The following is a 21,789-nucleotide window of genomic DNA, read 5'->3' as shown; positions in this document are numbered from 1 at the left end:
GGGGGAGGAGAATATCTGCGCAAAGAACGGAATATCAAGCATGCGCATTCCTCGCATCCATCACCCGGAACCGATTACCACGGGTAGCCAGATAGCTCTTTCCGACGACGCGGCCAACCACGTCGGTCGCGTTTTACGCATGGGCAAAGGCCAGACAATTGAGCTTTTTGACGGCAGCAATCAGGTCTTCGAGGCGGTCATTGTCGAGGCAGGTAAGAAAAACGTTCTGGTTGACGTTCAGAGCTGCAAAATGGATAACCGTGAATCCCCGCTGCATATCCATTTAGGCCAGGTGATGTCCCGCGGCGAAAAAATGGAATTCACCATCCAGAAATCGATCGAACTTGGCGTAAGCCTCATAACGCCACTGTTTTCCGAGCGCTGTGGCGTTAAACTGGACGCCGAACGTTTGCAGAAGAAGATCCAGCAGTGGCAAAAAATCGCTATTGCCGCCTGCGAGCAAAGCGGCCGCAACGTGGTGCCGGAGATCCGCCCGGCAATGCAGCTCGAAGCCTGGTGCGCGGAGCAGGACGAGGGTCTAAAGCTTAATTTGCACCCTCGCGCCAGCGCCAGCATTAATACGCTGCCGCTGCCGGTCGAACGTATCCGGCTGCTGATTGGCCCGGAAGGCGGGCTTTCAGCGGAAGAGATAGCGATGACCGCTCGCTACCAGTTTACTGATATCCTGTTGGGACCGCGCGTTCTGCGTACAGAGACAACTGCGCTCACTGCCATTACCGCCCTGCAGGTGCGTTTTGGCGACTTAGGTTGAAGCGTTAACGGAGAAGAACAATGATTAAGCTCGGCATCGTGATGGACCCCATCGCAACCATCAACATTAAGAAAGACACCAGCTTCGCCATGTTGCTGGAGGCGCAGCGTCGCGGCTATGAACTCCATTATATGGAGATGAACGATCTGTACTTAATCAACGGCGAAGCCCGCGCCCGTACGCGTAAGCTGAGCGTCGAGCAGAACTACGATAAATGGTACGCGTTCAACGGCGAACAGGATCTGCCTCTGGCGGACCTTGACGTCATTCTGATGCGTAAAGATCCGCCGTTCGATACCGAATTTATCTACGCGACCTACATCCTCGAACGCGCCGAAGAGCAAGGCACGCTGATCGTCAATAAGCCGCAGAGCCTGCGCGACTGTAACGAAAAGCTGTTTACCGCCTGGTTCTCCGAGCTGACCCCGGAAACGCTGGTCACCCGTAATAAAGCCCAGCTGAAAGCCTTCTGGGAAAAACATGGCGATGTCATTCTCAAACCGCTGGACGGTATGGGCGGCACCTCCATTTTCCGCGTTAAAGAGGGTGACCCCAACCTCGGCGTGATTACCGAAACGCTAACCGAGCTGGGCAGCCGCTACTGCATGGCGCAGAACTATCTGCCGGCCATTAAAGATGGCGATAAGCGCGTGCTGGTGGTTGACGGCGAGCCGGTTCCTTACTGCCTGGCCCGTATCCCACAGGGCGGCGAAACCCGCGGTAACCTTGCGGCCGGTGGTCGTGGCGAAGCGCGCCCGCTGACCGAAAGCGACTGGGCCATCGCCCGCCGCGTGGGCCCGACGCTGAAGGCCAAAGGCTTAATCTTCGTCGGTCTGGATATCATTGGCGATCGCCTGACGGAAATTAACGTCACCAGCCCCACCTGCGTACGTGAAATCGAAGCCGCCTTCCCGATTTCCATTACCGGGATGCTGATGGATGCCATCGAGAAGCGCCTCAATAAATAAAGCGCTTATTCAGGCTGCAGGCCAGCGCCTGTAGCCTGGAGCCAGCTCAGGAGATTCACGCTCAGGTTCATACCGGCAACGCGCCTTGAGCCTGCAAGATAAAGTGAATCGACACTCCCTTGCTTTACCCGCATACTGGGTGCTGCTTTTTTGAACCAGGAACAGAACCTCTGACAATGAATTTACAGCATCACTTTCTAATTGCCATGCCTGCTCTCCAGGACCCGATGTTCCGTCGCTCCGTAGTCTATATCTGCGAGTACAACGATGACGGTGCCATGGGCATCATCATCAATAAGCCGATGGAAAATCTGCAGGTTGAAGGGATCCTGGAGAAGTTAAAAATCACGCCTGAACCGCGCAATCCCGAGATTCGCCTGGATAAACCGGTGATGGTTGGCGGCCCGCTGGCCGAGGATCGGGGTTTTATACTGCATTCGCCGCCTTCCGACTTCTCTTCCAGCATTCGTATTTCCGATAACACGGTAATCACCACCTCCCGCGACGTGCTCGAAACGCTGGGTACGGATAAACAGCCGGACAACGTGCTGGTTGCGCTGGGCTATGCCTCCTGGGAGAAAGGCCAGCTGGAGCAAGAGATTCTGGACAACGCCTGGCTCACCGCGCCGGCCGATCGGAATATTTTGTTCAGCACGCCGATAGCTGACCGCTGGCGCGATGCTGCGAAGCTCATTGGCATCGATATCGTGACGATGCCAGCCGAAGCGGGGCATGCGTAATGAGCGGCACTTTTTTAGGCTTTGATTTTGGCACCAAAAGCATTGGCGTCGCCGTAGGGCAGCGCATCACAGGCACTGCCCGCCCCCTGCCCGCGTTGAAAGCGCAGGACGGCAAGCCTGACTGGAATATTATCGAAAAGCTGCTGAAAGAGTGGCAGCCCGAAGCCGTGATTGTCGGCCTGCCGCTGAATATGGACGGTACGGAACAGCCCCTGACCGCTCGCGCGCGCAACTTCGCGAATAAAATCCACGGCCGCTTCGGCGTGCAAATAACCCTGCATGATGAACGTCTGAGCACGGTTGAAGCCAGAGCCGGGCTATTCGAACACGGTGGATTCCGGGCGCTCAATAAAGGCAGCGTGGATTCCGCTTCTGCAGTCATTATTCTGGAAAGCTACTTCGAGCAAAGTTTCTGAACATCAATGATGGCGCCCTACCGCAGCGGCAGGCGCCATCAGCCTGATTTCATTTTTAGTGGCGCAGATGTTCATTCGCCCAGCTGACCGCCTGAGTCCGGTTCTTCACGCTGAGCTTACGGAACACATTGTACAGATGGGTACGCACCGTGTTTTCACTGATAAACAGCGCGCGGGCAATATCCAGATTGGTCGCCCCGCAGCGAAGTTCATTCAGGATTTCACATTCACGCTCGGTCAGCGGTGAATTTTCCGCAGGCGCCGATACATGATCCGCAGCATACATCGCCGGGTGCATCACGCTCAATTCAGCCGTCTGTTCGCCGTTCAGCACAGCCTTAACGCCCTCAATTAAGCGCGATTCATCATCGTCATGACGGAAAACGCCGTACAGCGCTGGCCACTGCGCCATTTCGTAGAGCTCATACTTTTGCGCGCTATTGATAATCAATAAACGGGGGTTATCCGCCTGCAGACGAATAATGTCACGCCATACGCTATTCAACTTTTTATTTGAAACTGCAATATCAAATAATATTACAGAATCTTTCAAAAGACGCTGCGCGAGGGGTTTGTTAATATTTTGCAGAACGACTGATGCAGATAACTTCTCAGCCAGCCAGGTTGCGAATGCTTTGCTTTGAATAGAGGGGTGAGTAATAAAAGTAACCTGGTGAGAAAAAGCCGAATTCTCAGATAAATTAATCACTTAAAACTCTCCTTAGTTGATTCCCGCCTTCATAGCGGTTAAATGAATTAACAAGAATACGATCGCTGGTGTATTTATAAATTCAAACCAAACTTACACCTTGAAACATTATTCCATGGGAATTTTCCTATCCCTGTAAACAGCATAAATCGAATGCCTTAAGAGAGTCAAAAGATTATCAAACTTTTTTCCTGGTTATGGGAGGTTTATGTCAATTCGTTTTTCATAGCGTGCATTATTCGGCTTAATTTTAGGTACTTATTTGTAATATAAAATAATGATACCAAACATTAATAAAACATTATCATAACAAGCCATTGGTATGATGTCTGAATATAAAAGATGCAGCTATAAAAGACCCGCAGCCGTACGTTGCTGAAAGCTTTGCGTAAAAGTTTGCATCCCGAATTGCTGCCCGGTTTGCATCACGCCGGGCAGCTGATGCGTTTTCCCCTCGCGGATCAAATTCGCCACCGCCGGGGTATTAACCAAAATCTCGTATAGCGCAACTCTTCCGCCAGCAGTATCCGGAAACAATTTTTGTGCCAGCACCGCGCATAAACTTCCCGCCAGCTGGCTACGAACCTGCTCTTTCTCCTGAGCGGGAAAAACATCCACCAGCCTTTCAACCGCCTGTGCCGCGCCGCGCGTATGCAGCGTCGCCATAACCAGATGTCCGGTCTCCGCCGCGGTCAATGCCAGGCGGATCGTTTCGCTGTCACGCAGTTCCCCTAGCAGAATGACATCCGGATCCTGACGCAGCGCAGCGCGCAGGGCCGCGGCAAATGAGGGGCAGTGGCGACCGATTTCCCGCTGCTGGATCAGGCAGCGCTCGCTGCGGTGAATAAACTCAACCGGATCTTCCAGCGTCAGGATATGGCCATTGAGGCGCTGATTAAGATAGCCCACCATCGCCGCCAGGGTGGTGGATTTCCCGCTACCGGTGGCGCCCGTGACCAGGATAAGCCCGCTCTCCTCATTGAGCAGCTCCGTTAAGGCGGCCGGCGCGCCGAGATCCGCCAGCTGCGGACAGGTTTCCGCCAGCAGACGCAGGGCCAGCGACAGACCGCGGTTGTGGACAAATGCGCTGGCGCGCAGGCGCGGTCCGCCGGCCGGAGCCAGCGCGAAATCGACCTGTCCGCAGGCCTGCCACTGGGCGAGCTGCTCGGCGTTGAGCCAATCAGCGAGTATCTTGCCAATATCCGGAGAGGTAAACGGCGCGGGCTCAAGCTTGCCCTGGCGACGCCAGCGCGGCGTTGAAGCATTGCACAGGTGTAGATCGGAGACGTTATGCTTTACACTAAGGGCCACTATTTCTTCCAGTTCCATAACTCATCCTCGGTATATGAACGATATTGCGCATAACCTGGCACAGGTCCGGGACAAAATCTCAGCCGCTGCCGCACGCTGCGGCCGTGCTCCAGAAGAAGTTACATTGCTTGCAGTCAGTAAAACGAAACCTGCGGGCGCTATCGAAGAAGCGATGGCCGCAGGCCAGGTCGCGTTTGGCGAAAATTATGTTCAGGAAGGGGTGGAGAAAATCCGCTACTTTCAGGAAAAGGGCGCAACCGGGCTACAGTGGCACTTTATAGGGCCGCTGCAGTCCAATAAAAGCCGTCTGGTGGCCGAGCATTTTGACTGGTGCCATACCGTCGATCGCCTGAAGATCGCCATGCGCCTTAGCGAACAGCGACCTGCGCAAATGCCGCCGCTTAACGTACTGATTCAAATAAATATTAGCGATGAGCAGAGCAAGTCGGGCATTCCCGTTGACGAGCTGGACGCGCTGGCGGCAGAGATCGCGAAACTGCCGAATCTGCAGCTGCGCGGTTTAATGGCCATTCCCGCGCCAGAGTCAGAATATGTAAGGCAGTTTGCCGTCGCCCAACAAATGGCGGTAGCATTTGCGCGGCTAAAAACGCACTACCCTACCGTCGATACGTTGTCGCTGGGAATGTCGGATGATATGGAAGCCGCCATCGCGGCGGGAAGCACTATGGTGCGCATCGGAACCGCAATTTTCGGCGCGCGCGACTACAGCAAAAAATAAGGAATCTGAGGAACGCCATGAAGACGTTGACTTTCCTGCTCTCAACGGTCATTGAGCTTTACACAATGGTCGTGTTGTTACGCGTCTGGATGCAGTGGGCGCGCTGCGACTTTTATAACCCGTTTTCGCAGTTCGTGGTCAAGGCTACGCAGCCTGTCGTTGGGCCGCTGCGCCGCATTATCCCGGCGATGGGGCCGCTCGACAGCGCCTCCCTGCTGGTCGCCTTTATTCTCTGCGTCGTGAAAGCTATCGTGCTGTTTATGGTCGTCACCTTCCAGCCGATTATCTGGATCTCCGCGCTGCTGATCCTCATTAAAACCGTCGGCTCGCTGATATTCTGGGTTCTCCTGCTCATGGCAATCATGAGCTGGGTAAGCCAGGGACGCAGCCCGGTGGAATATGTCCTGATGCAGTTGGCCGATCCGCTGCTGCGTCCGATCCGCAGACTGCTGCCATCGATGGGCGGCATTGATTTCTCGCCGATGGTGCTGGTTCTGCTGCTGTACGTGATCAACATGGGTATCGCCGAACTGTTGCAGGCTACCGGCAACGTTCTGCTTCCGGGGCTGTGGATGGCGCTATGAGTGCCGTCGAAGCCTGCGCTGATGGGTTGGTCTTACGGCTGTATATTCAGCCTAAGGCCAGCCGCGACAGCATCGTTGGTTTACATGGCGACGAGCTTAAAGTCGCCATTACCGCGCCTCCCGTTGACGGCCAGGCCAACGCCCATCTGGTAAAATTCCTCGCCAAACAGTTTCGCGTAGCGAAAAGCCAGGTGCTTATTGAGAAAGGCGAACTGGGCCGCCACAAACAGATAAAAATCATTCATCCGCAGCAGATCCCCGATGGGGTCGCCGCCCTGAAAGAATAAACAGGATCTCATATGCAAAAAGTTGTTCTCGCCACCGGCAATCCCGGGAAAGTGCGCGAGCTGGCCTCGCTGCTGGCAGATTTTGGCCTCGATATCGTGGCGCAAACCGAACTGGGCGTGGATTCCGCAGAGGAAACCGGCCTGACCTTTATCGAAAACGCCATTCTGAAAGCGCGTCATGCCGCGCAGATTACCGGCCTCCCGGCCATCGCCGATGACTCAGGTCTGGCCGTTGATGCGTTAGGCGGCGCGCCCGGCATCTATTCCGCCCGCTATTCCGGCGAAGACGCGACCGACCAGCGCAATCTCGAAAAGCTGCTCGACGCGCTGCGCGACGTGCCTGACGATCGGCGCCAGGCGCAATTCCACTGCGTGCTGGTCTATCTGCGCCATGCGGAAGATCCCACCCCGCTGGTTTGCCACGGCAGCTGGCCGGGCATCATCGCTCGCGAAGCCGCAGGCAGCGGCGGCTTTGGTTACGACCCGATATTCTTTGTTCCGACGGAAGGTAAAACCGCAGCGGAGCTGAGCCGTGAAGAAAAGAGCGCCATTTCCCACCGCGGACGCGCGCTCAAACTGTTACTGGAAGCCTTACGTAATGGCTAATTTGCCGCCCCTGAGCCTCTATATTCACATCCCGTGGTGCGTGCAAAAATGCCCGTACTGCGATTTCAACTCGCATGCGTTGAAGGGCGAGGTACCGCACGACGACTACGTTCAGCATCTGCTGAACGATCTGCGGGCCGACGCCCACTATGCGCAGGGACGTGAAATCGGGACTATTTTCATCGGCGGCGGTACGCCGAGCCTGCTCTCAGGCCCGGCGATGCAAACCCTGCTCGACGGCGTGCGGGAAGCTCTTCCCCTGGCGGGCAACGCGGAAATCACGATGGAAGCCAACCCCGGCACCGTAGAAGCGGACCGTTTTGTCGAGTATCAGCGCGCAGGTATTAATCGCATCTCCATCGGCGTACAGAGCTTTAGCGAACAGAAGCTCCAGCGTCTCGGGCGCATCCACGGGCCGCAGGAAGCCAAACGCGCGGCAAACCTGGCAAGCGGTCTGGGACTGCGCAGCTTTAACCTCGATTTAATGCACGGTCTGCCGGATCAGTCTCTGGAAGAGGCGCTGGACGACCTGCGTCAGGCGATTGCGCTCAATCCGCCGCATCTCTCCTGGTATCAGCTGACCATTGAGCCAAACACCCTGTTTGGCTCGCGTCCGCCGACCCTGCCGGACGACGACGCGCTGTGGGATATTTATGAGCAGGGGCACAGCCTGCTCAGCGCGGCGGGCTATCAACAATATGAAACCTCCGCCTACGCTAAGCCGGGGTATCAGTGCCAGCATAACCTGAACTACTGGCGCTTTGGCGACTACCTGGGCATTGGCTGCGGCGCGCACGGCAAAGTGACCTTCCCGGACGGGCGCATTCTGCGGACGGCGAAAACCCGCCACCCGCGCGGCTATATGGAAGGCCGTTATCTGGAGCGCCAGCATGATGTGGAAGATGCGGATAAGCCGTTCGAGTTCTTTATGAACCGTTTCCGCCTGCTGGAAGCGGCGCCGCGAGATGAATTCAGCCGCTACACCGGGCTTGATGAGCGTACAATCCGTCCGCAAATCGATGCCGCCATTGCTGAGGGCTATCTGACGGAAGATGAGCGCTGCTGGCAGATTACCGAGCACGGTAAGCTCTTTTTGAACTCCCTTCTCGAATTATTCCTCAGCGAATAAACCTCGCTATGCTTATCCCGTTATAAAAATAACGGGATAATTAATTATTCGTTTTTTCCGAAATATCAATATCGCTATTTCCGAATCATCTCAATTCAACATTTCCAATAAAAATAAATTCACATTCATTTATTAAAAATAAATATAACCTACCGCACAAAAATACGTATTTGATCGCCTGATTGCGAAAAAGTGTGAGTCAGACAGCTTAAAGATGTACGACAACAAGGATAATATGTCATACAGAAACAAGGAATACCCTTTAAGATATTGACCAATTACCCTAAGTGCATGGAGCCGACTCATGAAAAAACTCTCTTTTTCTCGTTCTCTGGCGTGTGTATCTCTGCTTGCCCTGCTCGCTTCCGGCGCCAGCGCAGCTGAAAAAGTCACGTTAAAACTGGCACATAACCTCGAACGTAGCCACGTTGTCCATCAGGCCTTTGAGGCGATGTCCAAAGAGGTTAACCAACTTTCCAACGGTGATATGAAGATTCGTATATATCCCAGTAGCCAGATGGGCAGCGCGCGCGAAACGATGGAGCTATTACAAAACGGCGCGCTGGATATGACCAAAGGTTCCGCCAGCGATCTGGAATCATTCGATAACGTCTACGCGATATATAATTTACCGTTCCTGTTTAAAGATCAGAATCACTTCAATAAAGTCGTCTTTGGTGACGTGGGCAAGGAAATTATGGAGTCCACGAAAGATAAAGGATTCTTTGCGCTTTCCGCCTATGTTGCCGGGACCCGCAGTTTTTACGCCAAAAAGCCCATCACTAAACCGGAAGATTTAAAAGGATTGAAGATCCGCGTCCAGGCCAGCCCGACAACCTTAAAAATGGTCGAATTAATGGGCGGTTCGCCAACCCCTATTTCCTTTGGTGAAGTTTATACCGCCATGCAGCAGGGCGTGGTGGACGGCGCGGAGAACAACGTGCCTTCCTGGGTGCAAACGCGCCATATCGAAATCGCGAAAGTGTTCTCAGAAGATGAACATGCCTCCATCCCGGATTTCCTCGTTATCTCCAGTAAAACCTGGGACAAACTGACGCCGGATCAGCAGCAAATCCTGATCAAGGCGGCGAAAGCTTCCGAAGCGTATCAGCAAAAACTGTGGGACAAGATCGATGCCGACACCCGCGCGCAGGCCAAAGCCATGGGCGGCGAAATTATCAAAGTGGATAAAGCGCCGTTCCGCGCCGCCGTGCAGCCGCTGTTTGATGAGTTCAAAAAAGATCCGAAGCAGGCCGCCCTGCTGGCCAAATTTGAAGCTGCCGCCGAATAACACTTAGCGGGCCAGCCGCTGGCTCGCTTTCATCGGGAAAACAATGATGATACTTAACCGCATAAAGCTGGCGGTGGACCGCACGATCGCCGCATTCTCCGTCGCCGTTATGATTGCGCTGGTTGTTTGCGTCGTCTGGCAGGTGTTCAGCCGCTACGTACTCAACCAGCCCAGCACCCTGACCGACGAGCTGGCGCGCTTTTTGATGATCTGGGTCGGGCTACTGGGTGCGGCATATACCGTCGGCGCCCAGCGTCATCTGGCTATCGACTTACTGGCGATGACGCTCCCTCCCCGCAGGCAGGCGCTGCTCAGCGTCATCATTAATCTGCTGATCTTTATTTTTGCCGGATCGGTGATTGTGACCGGCGGCGTGAAGCTGATTGAAAAAACGCTGTCGACCTCCCAGGTCTCAGCGGCAATGCAGATCCCCATGGGCTACGTCTATCTGATCCTGCCGTTAACCGGCCTCATTATGATGTTTTACGCAGTATGTTTTGTCAGCAATGGGCTAAAAAACATGAAGCACGCTGAAGCGGGGGCAAATTGATGGACAGCTATATCGCACTGATGCTATTTGGCTCTTTCTTTATTCTGGTTTTTATTGGCGTACCTATCTCCTTCTCCATCGGCATCGCCACCGTCGGTTCAATGCTGCTGATGTTCCCGTGGGATATCGCGGTGATTACCGTTTCACAGCGCCTGGCGAACGGCCTCGATAACTTCGCCCTGCTGGCGATTCCATTCTTTATCTTTGCCGGTACGCTGATGAATAGCGGCGGGATTGCCATACGCTTAATCAATCTGGCTCAGGTGATGGTCGGACGCGTACCGGGCTCTCTGGGCCACGTCAACGTGCTGGCAAACATGATGTTCGGCTCGATTTCAGGCTCGGCGGTCGCCGCCGCCGCCGCGGTAGGGGGCACGCTGAACCCCATTCAGACGCAGAAAGGCTACGATCCGGCTTTCTCCACGGCGGTGAACGTCTCGTCGTGCATCACGGGCCTGCTTATTCCGCCGTCAAACGTGCTGATCGTCTTTTCCCTGACGGCGGGCGGCGTGTCGGTCGCGTCGCTGTTTATGGCCGGCTATCTGCCGGGCATTCTGATGGGCCTGGCTATTATGGTGGTCTGTGCCGTCATTGCTAAACGTCGCGGCTATCCGGTTTCTGAACGCCCCACCTGCGCCCAGGCGGCAAAAGCGTTTTTCGACGCCCTGCCCAGCCTGCTGCTGGTGATTATTGTGATGGGCGGGATCCTCGGCGGCATTTTTACCGCTACCGAAGCGTCGGCTATCGCCGTGGTCTACACCTTTATCCTGTCGGTGCTCATTTATCGGGAAGTGAAATGGCGCGATCTGCCGAAGCTGATCCTTGAATCGGTGGTGATGACCTCTATCGTGCTGCTGCTGATCGGCTTTTCCGTCGGCATGTCGTGGGCGATGACCAACGCCGACATTCCCTACATGATAAGCGATGCGCTAATGGGGGTGTCAGAAAACCCGGTGGTGATACTGCTGCTGATTAATATCGTGCTGTTAATCGTTGGGATCTTTATGGACATGACCCCGGCAGTGCTGATTTTCACGCCGATATTCCTGCCCATCGCTCAGGATTTAGGGATGGACCCGGTGCATTTCGGCATCATGATGGTCGCCAACCTGTGCATCGGTCTGCTGACGCCGCCGGTAGGCAGCGCGCTGTTCGTTGGCTGCTCCATTTCCGGCGTTAAAATTCAGCAGCTCATCAAACCGCTGCTACCGTTCTACGCCGCCCTGCTGATCGCGCTGATGATGATTGTCTATATCCCGCAGATCTCGCTGTTTATTCCGCAGCTGCTGGGGCTGATGTGATCGACTGACCATAATCGCTACCTGCGGGCGCAGGTAGCGAAATAAAACTTACTTTAACGACCCCACCAGCGCTTTACGGCTCTCTTCGAGGGAGACCACGCGGCTGCAGACATCCTTACCAAACTGCTGGAAATCGGCTTCCTGGTTTTTCCATTCATCCTGAATGGCCGTTTGCAGGCCGCCAAGGCTGCCGAGGATCCCCTGCAGCGGGTTACCGCCGCCTTTAAGAACCGCCTTCGCCCCCATCTCGTTGATGCTATCCTGCAGAATGCCGCCCATCGCCTGATTTACCAGCTGCTGGCCGTCGGCGCGCACCTGATCGATGGCTTTATAGTGGAAGGTCAGGCCATCGTTACGATGTTCAATTATGCGGCTCATTTGCGCTTTCAGCTGCGCATCAAGCTTGGTCAGGCGGCTATGCATGCTGCTGCTGGCCCCCACCTGTTCGGTAATAATTTTATCCAGCGCGGCGCGGCCTTTTTCTACCCGCGTGCGGGCGCCTTCATCAATCCACGGCAGGCTGCTGCGCAGGCCAGCCTGATAGTCCTGAGCCTGCTCGCGCTGAGCGGCGTTCAGGGAATACGCTTTACCGTTAAAGGTCAGGTTGCCGTCCGGCTTAATCACCAGATCGCCGTTTTCGCCTTTTACCTGCACCTGCTGCGGGCTGAGGATGACATCGTCACGCGGCGTGACGCTACACTGGTAGTCCGCATGCGCGGACAAAGCGGTGACGGAAAGCGCCAATGCCAACAGCGTTTTGCGCATCATTTAACTCCCTTCAGACAAAACGGGCCGGCAGTTGCCGACCCTTGTCAAACTTAGTCCCACCAGATATCAAAAAGTTCGCTGGTGCGTACATCGGCAAGCCCGCGGTCTTCCAGCCATTTACGTACGATGGCCTGGTGTTCCTCGGTGCATTTGCCGATTTCCTGCAGGCAGATCAGGCCTTCCCAGGAAAGATAACCGCTGCCGTCAAAGGCCAGCTTATTAGGCTCAATCACCTCATCAATCAGATCGTTAACGGTCTGGTCGATCTGCTCTTCGCTGGTTCCATCCGCGAAACGCCACGCGACGGAAAAACCCACTTCCTGAAACTCGTCGATATGCATTTTTTTACGCAGACGACGGCTACGATTCGTTGCCATTATTTCACCCTCTCGAACATTAAGTCCCATACGCCGTGGCCAAGACGATGGCCACGCTGTTCAAATTTGGTTACCGGGCGCGATTCCGGTCGCGGCACATAGTCGTTGCTTTCAGACCGGTTACGATACCCTTCAAGCGAGGACATCACTTCCAGCATATGCTCGGCATATTGCTCCCAGTCGGTCGCCATATGGAAGACGCCGCCCAGCTTCAGTTTACTTTTCACCAGTTCGGCAAAAGGCGGCTGAACGATACGGCGCTTATTATGACGCGCTTTGTGCCACGGGTCAGGGAAAAACAGCTGCACCATGCTCAGGGAGTTATCCGGAATCATCGTATGCAGCACTTCCACCGCATCGTGGCACATGACGCGCAGGTTCTGCACGCCCTCTTCTTCGGCGGACGCCAGGCAGGCGCCGACGCCCGGCGAGTGCACTTCAATGCCGAGGAAATTCTGCTGCGGCTTCTCTTTCGCCATCGCCACCAGCGAAGCGCCCATACCGAAACCGATCTCCAGCGTGACCGGCGCCTCACGGCCAAACAGCGCGGCGAAATCGAGCGGCGCATCGTTAAATTCAACGCCCATCACCGGCCAAATATTGTCCAGCGCGTGCTGCTGACCTTTGGTCAGGCGGCCCTGACGACGGACGAAGCTGCGAATACGGCGCAGCGGACGGCCGTTTTCATCGAATTCCGGAGATATGACGTCGTTTTTCATAAAAGTTAAGTCTGCTTGTGAGAGTGTTCGGAAAACGGGCATTATCCAAAGTTACCCGGCGGATGCAAGGGTTTACAGCCTCTCGCCCTTGTGCTGCAATCTGCCACCTTATAATCGCTATCCCGGAGCCGTAGCTTTGACTTTTCTCGCCGCGCAATTTTCAGCCCAGGTGCTGGACTGGTACGACAAATACGGGCGTAAAACCCTGCCCTGGCAAATCGGCAAGACGCCCTACAAAGTATGGCTCTCCGAGGTGATGTTGCAACAAACACAAGTGGCGACGGTCATCCCCTATTTTGAACGCTTTATGGCGCGTTTCCCAACGATTACCGACCTGGCGAACGCGCCCCTCGATGAAGTCCTGCATCTGTGGACCGGACTTGGCTATTACGCCCGCGCGCGCAATTTACATAAAGCGGCGCAGCAGGTGGCCACCCTGCACGACGGCAAATTCCCGCAGACCTTCGATGAAGTCGCCGCGCTGCCGGGCGTGGGCCGCTCTACCGCCGGCGCGATTTTATCCCTTTCTCTCGGTCAGCATTATCCGATTCTCGACGGTAACGTGAAGCGCGTGCTCGCGCGCTGCTATGCTGTCAGCGGTTGGCCGGGGAAAAAAGAGGTTGAGAAACGCCTGTGGGAGATCGCCGAGGACGTCACGCCGGCCAAAGGCGTCGAGCGTTTTAACCAGGCCATGATGGACCTCGGGGCGATGGTGTGTACCCGCTCTAAGCCAAAATGCGAGCTCTGTCCGCTGAATAACGGCTGCGTGGCCTACGCAAATCATTCATGGGCTCAATACCCAGGCAAAAAACCGAAACAGACGATCCCCGAGCGTACCGGCTATTTCCTGCTGATGCAGCACGGCGACGAGGTGTTCCTCTCCCAGCGCCCGCCGGTGGGTTTATGGGGCGGTTTGTTCTGCTTCCCGCAGTTTGAGGATGAAGATGCGCTGCGGGCGTGGCTGGCCCAGCGTCAGGTTAAGACCGATAATCTGACGCAATTAACCGCGTTCCGCCACACTTTCAGCCATTTCCATCTGGATATTGTGCCGATGTGGCTTACAGTGCACTCATCCGGCGCATGCATGGATGAAGGGGGCGCACTCTGGTATAACTTAGCGCAGCCGCCGTCCGTCGGTCTGGCGGCTCCCGTGGAGCGCTTGTTGCAACAGTTAAAAGCCGGAGCACCGGTTTAGCTTTCTGGCGATTAAAGAGGATTAAGAATGAGCAGAACGATTTTTTGTACTTTCCTGCAGCGTGAAGCCGAGGGCCAGGATTTTCAGCTGTACCCGGGCGAGCTGGGCAAACGCATCTATAACGAAATCTCCAAAGAAGCCTGGGCCCAGTGGCAGCATAAGCAGACGATGCTGATCAACGAGAAAAAACTCAGCATGATGAACCCGGAGCATCGCAAACTGCTGGAGCAGGAGATGGTTCAGTTCCTGTTTGAAGGTAAAGACGTGCACATCGAAGGCTACACGCCGCCAGAAAAACAGTAAGGGCCTGACGGCCCTTTACAACAATAAACACAACACGCACTCCCGGAATGATGAAAAAATACTTAGCGCTAGCGCTGATTGCGCCTTTGCTCGTTTCGTGTTCCAGCTCAACCAAAAAAGGCGCCGAGTACAACGAGGCGTGGGTAAAGGACACCAACGGCTTTGACATTCTGATGGGCCAGTTCGCCCATAACATCGAGAATATTTGGGGTTATAACGAAGTTCTGCTCGCCGGGCCGAAGGACTACGTCAAATACACCGACCAGTATCAGACCCGTAGCCATATCAACTTTGATGCGGGGACGATTACCGTCGAAACCATCGCCGGCACCGACCCGGCCGGGCGCCTGCGCCAGGCGATTATTAAAACCCTGCTGATGGGCGACGACCCAAACTCCATCGACCTCTATTCCGACGTCGATGATATTCAGATTTCAAAAGAGCCGTTCCTGTACGGTCAGGTGGTGGATAACACCGGCGAGTCGATTCGCTGGGAGTGGCGCGCCTCGCGCTTCGCCGACTATCTGCTGCAAACGCGCCTGAAAAGCCGCAGCAACGGCCCGCGCATGATCTACAGCATCACCATCAACCTGGTGCCGAACCACCTCGACAAACGCGCGCATAAATACATTGGCATGGTCCGTCAGGCATCGCGCAAATACGGCGTTGATGAATCGCTGATCCTGGCAATTATGCAAACCGAATCTTCCTTTAACCCCTATGCGGTCAGCCACGCCGACGCGCTGGGGCTGATGCAGGTGGTGCAGCACAGCGCCGGGAAGGACGTATTCCGTTCGCAGGGCAAATCAGGCCTGCCGAGCCGCAGCTATCTGTTCGATCCGGTCAATAACATCGACACCGGCACCGCCTATCTGGCGATGTTGAACAACGTCTATTTGTCCGGCATCACCAACCCGACCTCGCGTCGCTATGCGGTCATCACCGCCTATAACGGCGGCGCGGGCAGCGTGCTGCGGGTCTTCTCCAGCGATAAGGTTCAGGCGGCGAATATCATCAACAACATGACGCCGGGAGATGTTTATCAGACCATCACCAGCCGTCACCCCTCCGCCGAGTCGCGTCGTTATCTGTATAAGGTTAACTCTGCGCAGAAAGGCTACCGCCGCAGGTAATCCCCCTTCAGCGCCCCTGTTTCCTCCGGGGCGCCTTCCTTCTGCTATACACAATAGAGTTGCGCAACTGTTTTGCGATTTTCTGCGGCAGTTAACAAAAGCATCCATCGCATAAATGATAGAATCCAACCAAAATAACGCCATAAATGTTATTTAAAACACAAAACAATTCTATATCCGTGAGGATCAAAACATGAATCTTAAGCTGCAGCTCAAAGTACTGTCGTTCCTGCAGTTCTGCCTCTGGGGAAGCTGGCTGACCACGCTCGGCTCGTATATGTTCGTCACCCTCAAGTTCGACGGTGCGGCCATCGGAGCGGTCTATAGCTCACTCGGTATCGCCGCGGTGTTTATGCCGACGCTGCTCGGTATCGTTGCCGATAAATGGATCAGCGCCAAGTGGGTTTATGCCATTTGCCATCTGGTCGGCGCGCTGACGCTGTGGCTCGCCGCCCAGGTCACCACGCCGGGGGAAATGTTCCTCGTTATCCTGCTCAACTCGCTGGCCTATATGCCAACGCTGGGGCTGATTAACACCATTTCGTACTACCGCCTGCAGTCTGCGGATATGGATATCGTGACCGATTTCCCGCCGATTCGTATCTGGGGCACCATTGGTTTTATCCTCGCCATGTGGGGCGTCAGCTTCTCCGGCTTTGAACTGAGCCATATGCAGCTCTATATCGGCGCGGCGCTCTCCTTGCTGCTGGTGCTCTTCACCCTGACGCTGCCGCATATTCCGGTGGCCAATCAGCAGAAAAACCAGAGCTGGACCGCCATGCTGGGCCTTGATGCCTTCGCGCTGTTTAAAAACAAACGTATGGCGATCTTCTTTATTTTCTCGATGATGCTGGGCGCCGAACTGCAAATCACCAATATGTTCGGCAACACCTTCCTGCACAGCTTTGATAAAGATCCGCTGTTCGCCAGCAGCTTTATCGTGCAGCACGCCTCGGTGATGATGTCGATTTCGCAGATCTCGGAAACCCTGTTCATCCTGACCATCCCGTTCTTCCTCAGCCGCTACGGCATCAAAAACGTGATGCTGATTAGTATCGTGGCGTGGATGCTGCGCTTCGGCCTGTTCGCTTACGGCGACCCGACCCCGTTCGGCACCGTGCTACTGGTGCTGTCGATGATCGTTTATGGCTGCGCCTTCGACTTCTTCAATATCTCGGGTTCGGTGTTTGTGGAAAAAGAGGTTCGCCCGGAAATCCGCGCCAGCGCGCAGGGGATGTTCCTGATGATGACCAACGGCTTCGGCTGCATACTTGGCGGGATGGTAAGCGGTAAAGTGGTGGAGCACTTTACCGTCGAAGGGATCACCGACTGGCAAACCGTATGGCTGATTTTCGCCGGCTATTCGCTGGTTCTGGCTTTTGCCTTTGTGGCGCTGTTTAAGTACAAGCACGTCCGCGTACCAACCGGGGCGCAGACCGTCGCACATTAAATAAACGGCTTACCCCAGATTTACGAATAAAAAAACGCGCCCCGGTGTTATCAACGGGGCGCGTTTTTTATGCTTTCAGCACATAGCCATATAGCCGCTTAATGCCGTCAGGGTCCGTTTCGCTGTAGACCCCCTGGAGCTCCGGCGAGAAGCCCGGCAGCATATTGACGCCTTCCTCCAGCGCCAGAAAATAGCGCAGCACCGCCCCGCCCCAGATTTCGCCAGGCACGACGCACAGCACGCCCGGTGGATACGGCAGCGCGCCCTCCGCCGCAATGCGCCCTTCGGCTTCGCTTAAGCGCACCAGCTCAACGTTACCGCGAATAAACTCGCGGTTGGCGTCCTGCGGGTTCATCACCGCGCGCGGGAAGCTCCTCTTGCGGAACATCTCTTTTTGCAAATCCTTCACGTCAAAGCTGACGTACAGGTTATGCATTTCCTGGCACAGCTCGCGGATGGTGTAATCCCGATAGCGCACCGGATATTTATTAAAGATGGTCGGCAGAACGTCGGCCAGCGGGGTGTCGGATTCAATATGCTGCTCAAACTGGGCGAGCATCGCCACCAGCTGCGCCAGCTTCTCGGCGCTCTCTGCGGGCGTCAGCAGGAACAGAATGGAGTTCAGATCGCACTTCTCCGGCACGATGCCGTTTTCGCGCAGGTAGTGGGCCAGAATGGTCGCCGGGATACCAAAATCGGTATATTTTCCGCTCTCCGCATCGATCCCCGGCGTCGTCAGCAGCAGTTTACAGGGGTCAACGAAATACTGATCGCTGGCATAGCCTTCGAAGCCGTGCCAGCGCGCGCCCGGCTCAAAGCTAAAGAAGCGCCGTTCGCGGGCGATGGCTTCAGTGGGATGATCCTGCCACGGACGCCCCGCCACCACCGGTGGAATAAACGGCTGGATCATTTTGCAGTTGGCGATAATCGCCTTGCGCGCTTCGATACCCAGCGCCACGCACTCCGCCCACAGGCGGCGCCCGCTCTCTCCTTCGTGAATTTTGGCATTCACGTCCAGAGCGGCGAACAGCGGATAAAACGGGCTGGTCGAGGCGTGCAGCATAAAGGCGTTGTTGAGCCGCTTATGCGGGCAAAAACGTTCCTGTCCGCGCAGGTGGTTATCTTTTTTATGGATCTGCGACGTTTGCGAAAAACCGGCCTGCTGTTTGTGCACCGACTGAGTGACAAAAATGCCCGGGTCGTCCGGCGTCAGGTCCAGCAGCAGCGGCGAACAGTCGGCCATCATCGGGATAAACTGCTCGTAGCCGACCCAGGCCGAGTCAAACAGGATGTAGTCGCACAGACCGCCGATTTTATCGACCACCTGGCGAGCGTTGTACACCGTCCCATCATAAGTACCGAGCTGAATCACCGCCAGGCGGAACGGGCGCGGCGCATCGGCTTTTTCCGGCGCCGTCTCGCGTATCAGTTCGCGCAGGTATTTCTCATCGAAGCAGCGATCGTCGATACCGCCAATAAAACCGAACGGATTGCGCGACGCTTCGAGATAAACCGGCGTTGCCCCGGCCTGAATCAGCGCGCCATGATGATTGGATTTATGGTTGTTACGGTCAAACAGTACCAGATCGCCGCGCGTCAGCAGCGCGTTGGTCACCACTTTGTTCGCCGCAGAGGTGCCGTTAAGGACGAAGTAGGTTTTATCGGCGTTGAAGACCTTCGCCGCAAACTTCTGCGCGTGTTTGGCAGACCCTTCATGAATCAGCAGATCGCCAAGCTTAACGTCGGCGTTGCACATGTCGGCGCGAAAGACGTTTTCACCAAAGAAGTCGAAAAACTGCCGTCCCGCCGGATGCTTCTTAAAGAAGGCGCCGTGCTGATGGCCCGGGCACGCGAAGGTGCTGTTATCCATCTCAACGTATTGGGTCAGCGTATCGAAGAACGGCGGCAGCAGGTTCTCTTCATAGCCGCAGGCGGCGGCTTCCAGTTCGAGCCACTCCTGCTCTTTGCCGCTAACGATGGCCGTCACGCCTTCTGGTTTTTCGTGGTCAGCGTCACTGAACAGATAAACCGGCAGGTTGAACCCGGTGCGTTTCAGTAACGCAAGGATGCCGCTGCGGCTGTCCGCTACGGTAATGACGACTGCCGCCACATCGGTAAAATCTGTACTGTCCAGGGCCACCACGCGACGGTGGGTGGACAGGCGGGATACCAGCTCGCGGCTGGCGGCAATGTGCATTGATTTCATGAGCGCGAATACCCGTTTCCGGAGAGTAAAAGGCTTCGGCCAGGGCGTCTGGGCTCTGGCCAACGAAATGTCAGGGTCTGGCTGGATCCCAGCTCCGACCGCCAGACATCAGTAAAAGCAGACCGCGTCCGATCTTACTGTTGTCCTGCAGTGAGCCTGCGTTACGCTCACCGCATGGTGGGCAGAAGTTGCAGTGTAAGGGTAGCAAGACGAGGCTGCCTGCGCATCTGTACGCAGCGGCAACGGCGATGTAGCGGCGATGTCGTCATCACGGCGGCCTCATTCAGGAGAGGAGAAAATTCGCGCAATCATGTCACCTTTAAATCTACCGCGCAAGATGAATTACGTATGCAGCCATACCACGGATGCGCAAGCCTTTTGGCCCGTTTAGCGTCATAATAATGCAGTCATTAGGGATAATTAACAGGAGTCATGCTGTGGTTACAGGGCCATTTATTAACGCCGGCGCGGTCCTTTTGGGCGGCGTACTCGGCGCACTCTTAAGTCAAAGATTGCCGGAACGGATTCGTACATCAATGACCTCTATTTTTGGCCTCGCGTCGCTGGGCATCGGCATTCTGCTGGTGATCAAATGCGCCAACCTGCCGGTGATGGTGCTTTCAACGCTGGTGGGCGCGCTGCTCGGCGAAGTGTGCAACATGGAGAAAGGCATTAATACGCTGGTCAGTAAGCTCCAGCAGCTGCTTTCGCCCAAAAAGGGGCAGAAAAAGGTCTCAGCGCATGAGTCCTATATTCAAAGCTACGTCGCGATAATCGTGCTGTTCTGCGCCAGCGGAACCGGGATTTTCGGCGCGATGCGCGAAGGAATGACCGGCGACGCCAGCATTCTTATTGCCAAAGCGTTTCTCGACTTCTTTACCGCCACTATCTTCGCCTGCACCCTGGGGCTGGCCGTCTCGGCCATTTGCGTACCGATGCTGGCCATCCAGCTGGCGCTGGCGGCCTGCGCGTCGCTAATTATGCCGTTAACCACGCCGATGATGATGGCGGATTTCACCGCCGTCGGCGGTATGCTGCTGGTCGCGACCGGTCTGCGCATCTGCGGAATTAAAATGTTCGCCGTGGTGAATATGCTGCCGGCCCTGGTGCTGGCGATGCCGATTTCAGTGGCCTGGACGGCGTTTTTCGCCTGAAGATGCGTGCTTTTGACGCAATGTGGTGATAGATTGTTCAGTCTGCTGCGAAACAGATAAATTTCGTTGACGAGGTGCGGTGAATCAGGTTTAATGCGCCCCGTTGCCCGGATAGCTCAGTCGGTAGAGCAGGGGATTGAAAATCCCCGTGTCCTTGGTTCGATTCCGAGTCCGGGCACCACTATTTAAAGAACCCGCCCAAAAGGCGGGTTTTTGCTTTTCTGGAAATGGAAATCCGCAGTCCCCATCTCTGGCCTGACTAGTTATAACAGGAAGGCCAGATTTTCTCTGGCGCAACGCCCAGCGCTTCGGCGATCAGCCTTTCGCCTTTGGGCCAGTGCCTTATCAGCGCGTTTGTCAGCGTGGAGGACGCCAGCCCGGATTTGCGGGAAACGGCTGAAAGCGACGTTCCACGCTTTTTCAGCGCCGCGATAATATCTGCGGAATGCCATTCCGGTTTCATCATGCTCATGCCGCCTCCCCATCAATAAACTTCACGCCGTCGACGGTGCGCAGCCAGCGCGGGGCTTTCATTTCCGCCGCGAAGTAGTTGATCAGGTCGTACAGCAAGTAACTCAACTGTTTCTCCTTTTCAGAAGAAAATCCCTGCTCCGCCAGCGTCTGCGTCAGGGCGAGGCAGTAGCGACAAAGCTCGGTGCATTCCGGTCCAAACTCGGGGGAATTCGCCGGGAGAGTATCGACGGTCAGGCTTTCAACAAGATGGGGCGGGACGGGTTCTAACAGCGTAGGCTGGAGCAATGTCAGAGCGGCGTTGAGCCTGCCGCAAAGCGCCATTTTGAGCGTGGGATCGTCGTTTTCTATCAGGGTTTCGGCGAAATTTTCGCAGTGATCGGCAAGGACGGTGAAGTCCGTAGCGGCATTGAAGTGAACGGAAAGTAACGGGTGTGTCTGGATGAGGGTAGTAGCCATAGTGGCAGCCTCCTGTAACGGGTTAAAAACCCACCACCAGAGGTTCCAATCTCATGGTGGTGGACTGAACGGGGTTGGAACTACCGGCGTTACAGGCAACCGGCGCACCTTACGGTGCCCCCGCCCAGCCCACCATTGAGGTATAGCTGAG

General features: G+C 55.4%; 25 protein-coding genes and 1 tRNA gene. 18 read left to right on the top strand and 8 right to left on the bottom strand.

Annotation, left to right across the window (positions count from 1 at the left end; translation table 11 throughout):
* Positions 1 to 40 precede the first annotated feature (40 nt).
* The 4 genes from rsmE to ruvX all read left to right on the top strand — a co-directional run bounded on the left by rsmE (position 41) and on the right by ruvX (position 2,896).
* Positions 41 to 772, top strand: coding sequence for a 16S rRNA (uracil(1498)-N(3))-methyltransferase (rsmE, locus tag SIK97_RS25060; RefSeq protein ID WP_057173132.1), 732 nt, complete (start codon positions 41 to 43; stop codon positions 770 to 772).
* Positions 773 to 792: 20 nt separating this feature from the next.
* The gene (gene gshB / locus SIK97_RS25055) at positions 793 to 1,740 is read left to right on the top strand and encodes a glutathione synthase (protein WP_014226834.1); all 948 of its coding nucleotides are present in this window, start codon (positions 793 to 795) and stop codon (positions 1,738 to 1,740) included.
* 176 nt (positions 1,741 to 1,916) lie between these two features.
* Positions 1,917 to 2,480 carry a YqgE/AlgH family protein gene (locus SIK97_RS25050; protein WP_014226835.1) on the top strand — a complete coding sequence of 188 codons (564 nt, stop codon included), beginning with the start codon at positions 1,917 to 1,919 and terminating at the stop codon, positions 2,478 to 2,480.
* Complete coding sequence (gene ruvX / locus SIK97_RS25045) at positions 2,480 to 2,896, top strand: Holliday junction resolvase RuvX (RefSeq protein ID WP_014226836.1); 417 nt, start codon at positions 2,480 to 2,482, stop codon at positions 2,894 to 2,896. The genes SIK97_RS25050 and ruvX overlap by 1 nt, the downstream gene beginning before the upstream one ends.
* A 55-nt stretch (positions 2,897 to 2,951) precedes the next feature.
* Here the strand turns inward: ruvX and SIK97_RS25040 are convergent, their stop codons facing one another.
* Both SIK97_RS25040 and SIK97_RS25035 read right to left on the bottom strand, forming a co-directional pair.
* Positions 2,952 to 3,605, bottom strand: coding sequence for a LuxR C-terminal-related transcriptional regulator (locus tag SIK97_RS25040; protein ID WP_014226837.1), 654 nt, complete (start codon positions 3,603 to 3,605; stop codon positions 2,952 to 2,954).
* 348 nt (positions 3,606 to 3,953) lie between these two features.
* A complete protein-coding gene (locus SIK97_RS25035; RefSeq protein WP_032751245.1) occupies positions 3,954 to 4,934 on the bottom strand; it encodes a type IV pilus twitching motility protein PilT in 981 nt (326 codons plus the stop codon).
* Between the two features lie 16 nt (positions 4,935 to 4,950).
* Between SIK97_RS25035 and SIK97_RS25030 the strand changes: the two genes are divergently transcribed.
* The 8 genes from SIK97_RS25030 to SIK97_RS24995 all read left to right on the top strand — a co-directional run bounded on the left by SIK97_RS25030 (position 4,951) and on the right by SIK97_RS24995 (position 11,403).
* Positions 4,951 to 5,655: a YggS family pyridoxal phosphate-dependent enzyme gene (locus SIK97_RS25030; RefSeq protein ID WP_025105939.1), complete on the top strand. Its 705-nt coding sequence runs from the start codon at positions 4,951 to 4,953 to the stop codon at positions 5,653 to 5,655.
* 17 nt (positions 5,656 to 5,672) lie between these two features.
* The gene (locus tag SIK97_RS25025) at positions 5,673 to 6,239 is read left to right on the top strand and encodes a YggT family protein (RefSeq protein ID WP_004105714.1); all 567 of its coding nucleotides are present in this window, start codon (positions 5,673 to 5,675) and stop codon (positions 6,237 to 6,239) included.
* Complete coding sequence (gene yggU / locus SIK97_RS25020) at positions 6,236 to 6,526, top strand: DUF167 family protein YggU (RefSeq protein WP_004854155.1); 291 nt, start codon at positions 6,236 to 6,238, stop codon at positions 6,524 to 6,526. Before SIK97_RS25025 ends, yggU begins: the two co-directional genes overlap by 4 nt.
* Before the next feature lie 12 nt (positions 6,527 to 6,538).
* Positions 6,539 to 7,132 (top strand): XTP/dITP diphosphatase, encoded by a 594-nt coding sequence (locus SIK97_RS25015; protein WP_004854157.1) that lies wholly within the window; start codon positions 6,539 to 6,541, stop codon positions 7,130 to 7,132.
* Positions 7,125 to 8,261: a radical SAM family heme chaperone HemW gene (gene hemW, locus SIK97_RS25010; protein WP_032751248.1), complete on the top strand. Its 1,137-nt coding sequence runs from the start codon at positions 7,125 to 7,127 to the stop codon at positions 8,259 to 8,261. The genes SIK97_RS25015 and hemW overlap by 8 nt, the downstream gene beginning before the upstream one ends.
* A 304-nt stretch (positions 8,262 to 8,565) precedes the next feature.
* Complete coding sequence (locus SIK97_RS25005; RefSeq protein WP_014839537.1) at positions 8,566 to 9,552, top strand: TRAP transporter substrate-binding protein; 987 nt, start codon at positions 8,566 to 8,568, stop codon at positions 9,550 to 9,552.
* Between the two features lie 46 nt (positions 9,553 to 9,598).
* The gene (locus SIK97_RS25000; RefSeq protein WP_014226842.1) at positions 9,599 to 10,102 is read left to right on the top strand and encodes a TRAP transporter small permease; all 504 of its coding nucleotides are present in this window, start codon (positions 9,599 to 9,601) and stop codon (positions 10,100 to 10,102) included.
* Positions 10,102 to 11,403 carry a TRAP transporter large permease gene (locus tag SIK97_RS24995; protein WP_004105725.1) on the top strand — a complete coding sequence of 434 codons (1,302 nt, stop codon included), beginning with the start codon at positions 10,102 to 10,104 and terminating at the stop codon, positions 11,401 to 11,403. Before SIK97_RS25000 ends, SIK97_RS24995 begins: the two co-directional genes overlap by 1 nt.
* A 48-nt stretch (positions 11,404 to 11,451) precedes the next feature.
* Here the strand turns inward: SIK97_RS24995 and SIK97_RS24990 are convergent, their stop codons facing one another.
* The 3 genes from SIK97_RS24990 to trmB are packed head-to-tail and all read right to left on the bottom strand — an operon-like array spanning position 11,452 to position 13,267.
* Positions 11,452 to 12,171 carry a DUF2884 domain-containing protein gene (locus tag SIK97_RS24990; RefSeq protein ID WP_009651812.1) on the bottom strand — a complete coding sequence of 240 codons (720 nt, stop codon included), beginning with the start codon at positions 12,169 to 12,171 and terminating at the stop codon, positions 11,452 to 11,454.
* A 50-nt stretch (positions 12,172 to 12,221) separates the two neighbouring features.
* On the bottom strand, positions 12,222 to 12,548 hold the full coding sequence (locus SIK97_RS24985) for a YggL family protein (protein WP_004854168.1): 327 nt from the start codon (positions 12,546 to 12,548) through the stop codon (positions 12,222 to 12,224).
* Positions 12,548 to 13,267, bottom strand: coding sequence for a tRNA (guanosine(46)-N7)-methyltransferase TrmB (trmB, locus tag SIK97_RS24980; protein WP_004854170.1), 720 nt, complete (start codon positions 13,265 to 13,267; stop codon positions 12,548 to 12,550). The genes SIK97_RS24985 and trmB overlap by 1 nt, the downstream gene beginning before the upstream one ends.
* 136 nt (positions 13,268 to 13,403) lie before the next feature.
* On the opposite strand from trmB, the gene mutY reads away from it, so the two are divergent.
* The 4 genes from mutY to SIK97_RS24960 all read left to right on the top strand — a co-directional run bounded on the left by mutY (position 13,404) and on the right by SIK97_RS24960 (position 17,348).
* A complete protein-coding gene (gene mutY / locus SIK97_RS24975; protein ID WP_047722927.1) occupies positions 13,404 to 14,462 on the top strand; it encodes an A/G-specific adenine glycosylase in 1,059 nt (352 codons plus the stop codon).
* A 27-nt stretch (positions 14,463 to 14,489) separates the two neighbouring features.
* Complete coding sequence (locus SIK97_RS24970) at positions 14,490 to 14,765, top strand: oxidative damage protection protein (protein ID WP_004854175.1); 276 nt, start codon at positions 14,490 to 14,492, stop codon at positions 14,763 to 14,765.
* A 50-nt stretch (positions 14,766 to 14,815) separates the two neighbouring features.
* Complete coding sequence (mltC, locus tag SIK97_RS24965) at positions 14,816 to 15,898, top strand: membrane-bound lytic murein transglycosylase MltC (RefSeq protein ID WP_014226844.1); 1,083 nt, start codon at positions 14,816 to 14,818, stop codon at positions 15,896 to 15,898.
* A 193-nt stretch (positions 15,899 to 16,091) separates the two neighbouring features.
* A complete protein-coding gene (locus tag SIK97_RS24960; protein WP_009651814.1) occupies positions 16,092 to 17,348 on the top strand; it encodes a nucleoside permease in 1,257 nt (418 codons plus the stop codon).
* A gap of 67 nt (positions 17,349 to 17,415) precedes the next feature.
* Here the strand turns inward: SIK97_RS24960 and SIK97_RS24955 are convergent, their stop codons facing one another.
* Entirely contained in the window at positions 17,416 to 19,554 is a 2,139-nt protein-coding gene (locus tag SIK97_RS24955; protein WP_014226846.1) for an ornithine decarboxylase, read from the bottom strand.
* A 437-nt stretch (positions 19,555 to 19,991) separates the two neighbouring features.
* Between SIK97_RS24955 and SIK97_RS24950 the strand changes: the two genes are divergently transcribed.
* On the top strand, positions 19,992 to 20,708 hold the full coding sequence (locus SIK97_RS24950; protein ID WP_004135818.1) for a DUF554 domain-containing protein: 717 nt from the start codon (positions 19,992 to 19,994) through the stop codon (positions 20,706 to 20,708).
* 105 nt (positions 20,709 to 20,813) lie between these two features.
* A tRNA-Phe gene (locus tag SIK97_RS24945) sits at positions 20,814 to 20,889 on the top strand.
* Between the two features lie 78 nt (positions 20,890 to 20,967).
* Here the strand turns inward: SIK97_RS24945 and SIK97_RS24940 are convergent.
* Positions 20,968 to 21,174, bottom strand: a complete 207-nt coding sequence (locus SIK97_RS24940) for a helix-turn-helix domain-containing protein (protein WP_032692858.1) — start codon at positions 21,172 to 21,174, stop codon at positions 20,968 to 20,970.
* A 2-nt stretch (positions 21,175 to 21,176) separates the two neighbouring features.
* Positions 21,177 to 21,638 carry a hypothetical protein gene (locus SIK97_RS24935; RefSeq protein ID WP_032692859.1) on the bottom strand — a complete coding sequence of 154 codons (462 nt, stop codon included), beginning with the start codon at positions 21,636 to 21,638 and terminating at the stop codon, positions 21,177 to 21,179.
* Positions 21,639 to 21,789: the final 151 nt, after the last annotated feature.

Origin of the sequence: Klebsiella sp. JN_Kp126 (assembly GCF_033843325.1) — a bacterium.
GTDB classification, from domain to species: Bacteria; Pseudomonadota; Gammaproteobacteria; order Enterobacterales; family Enterobacteriaceae; genus Klebsiella; species Klebsiella michiganensis.
This window is presented reverse-complemented; position numbering and strand designations above follow the sequence as displayed.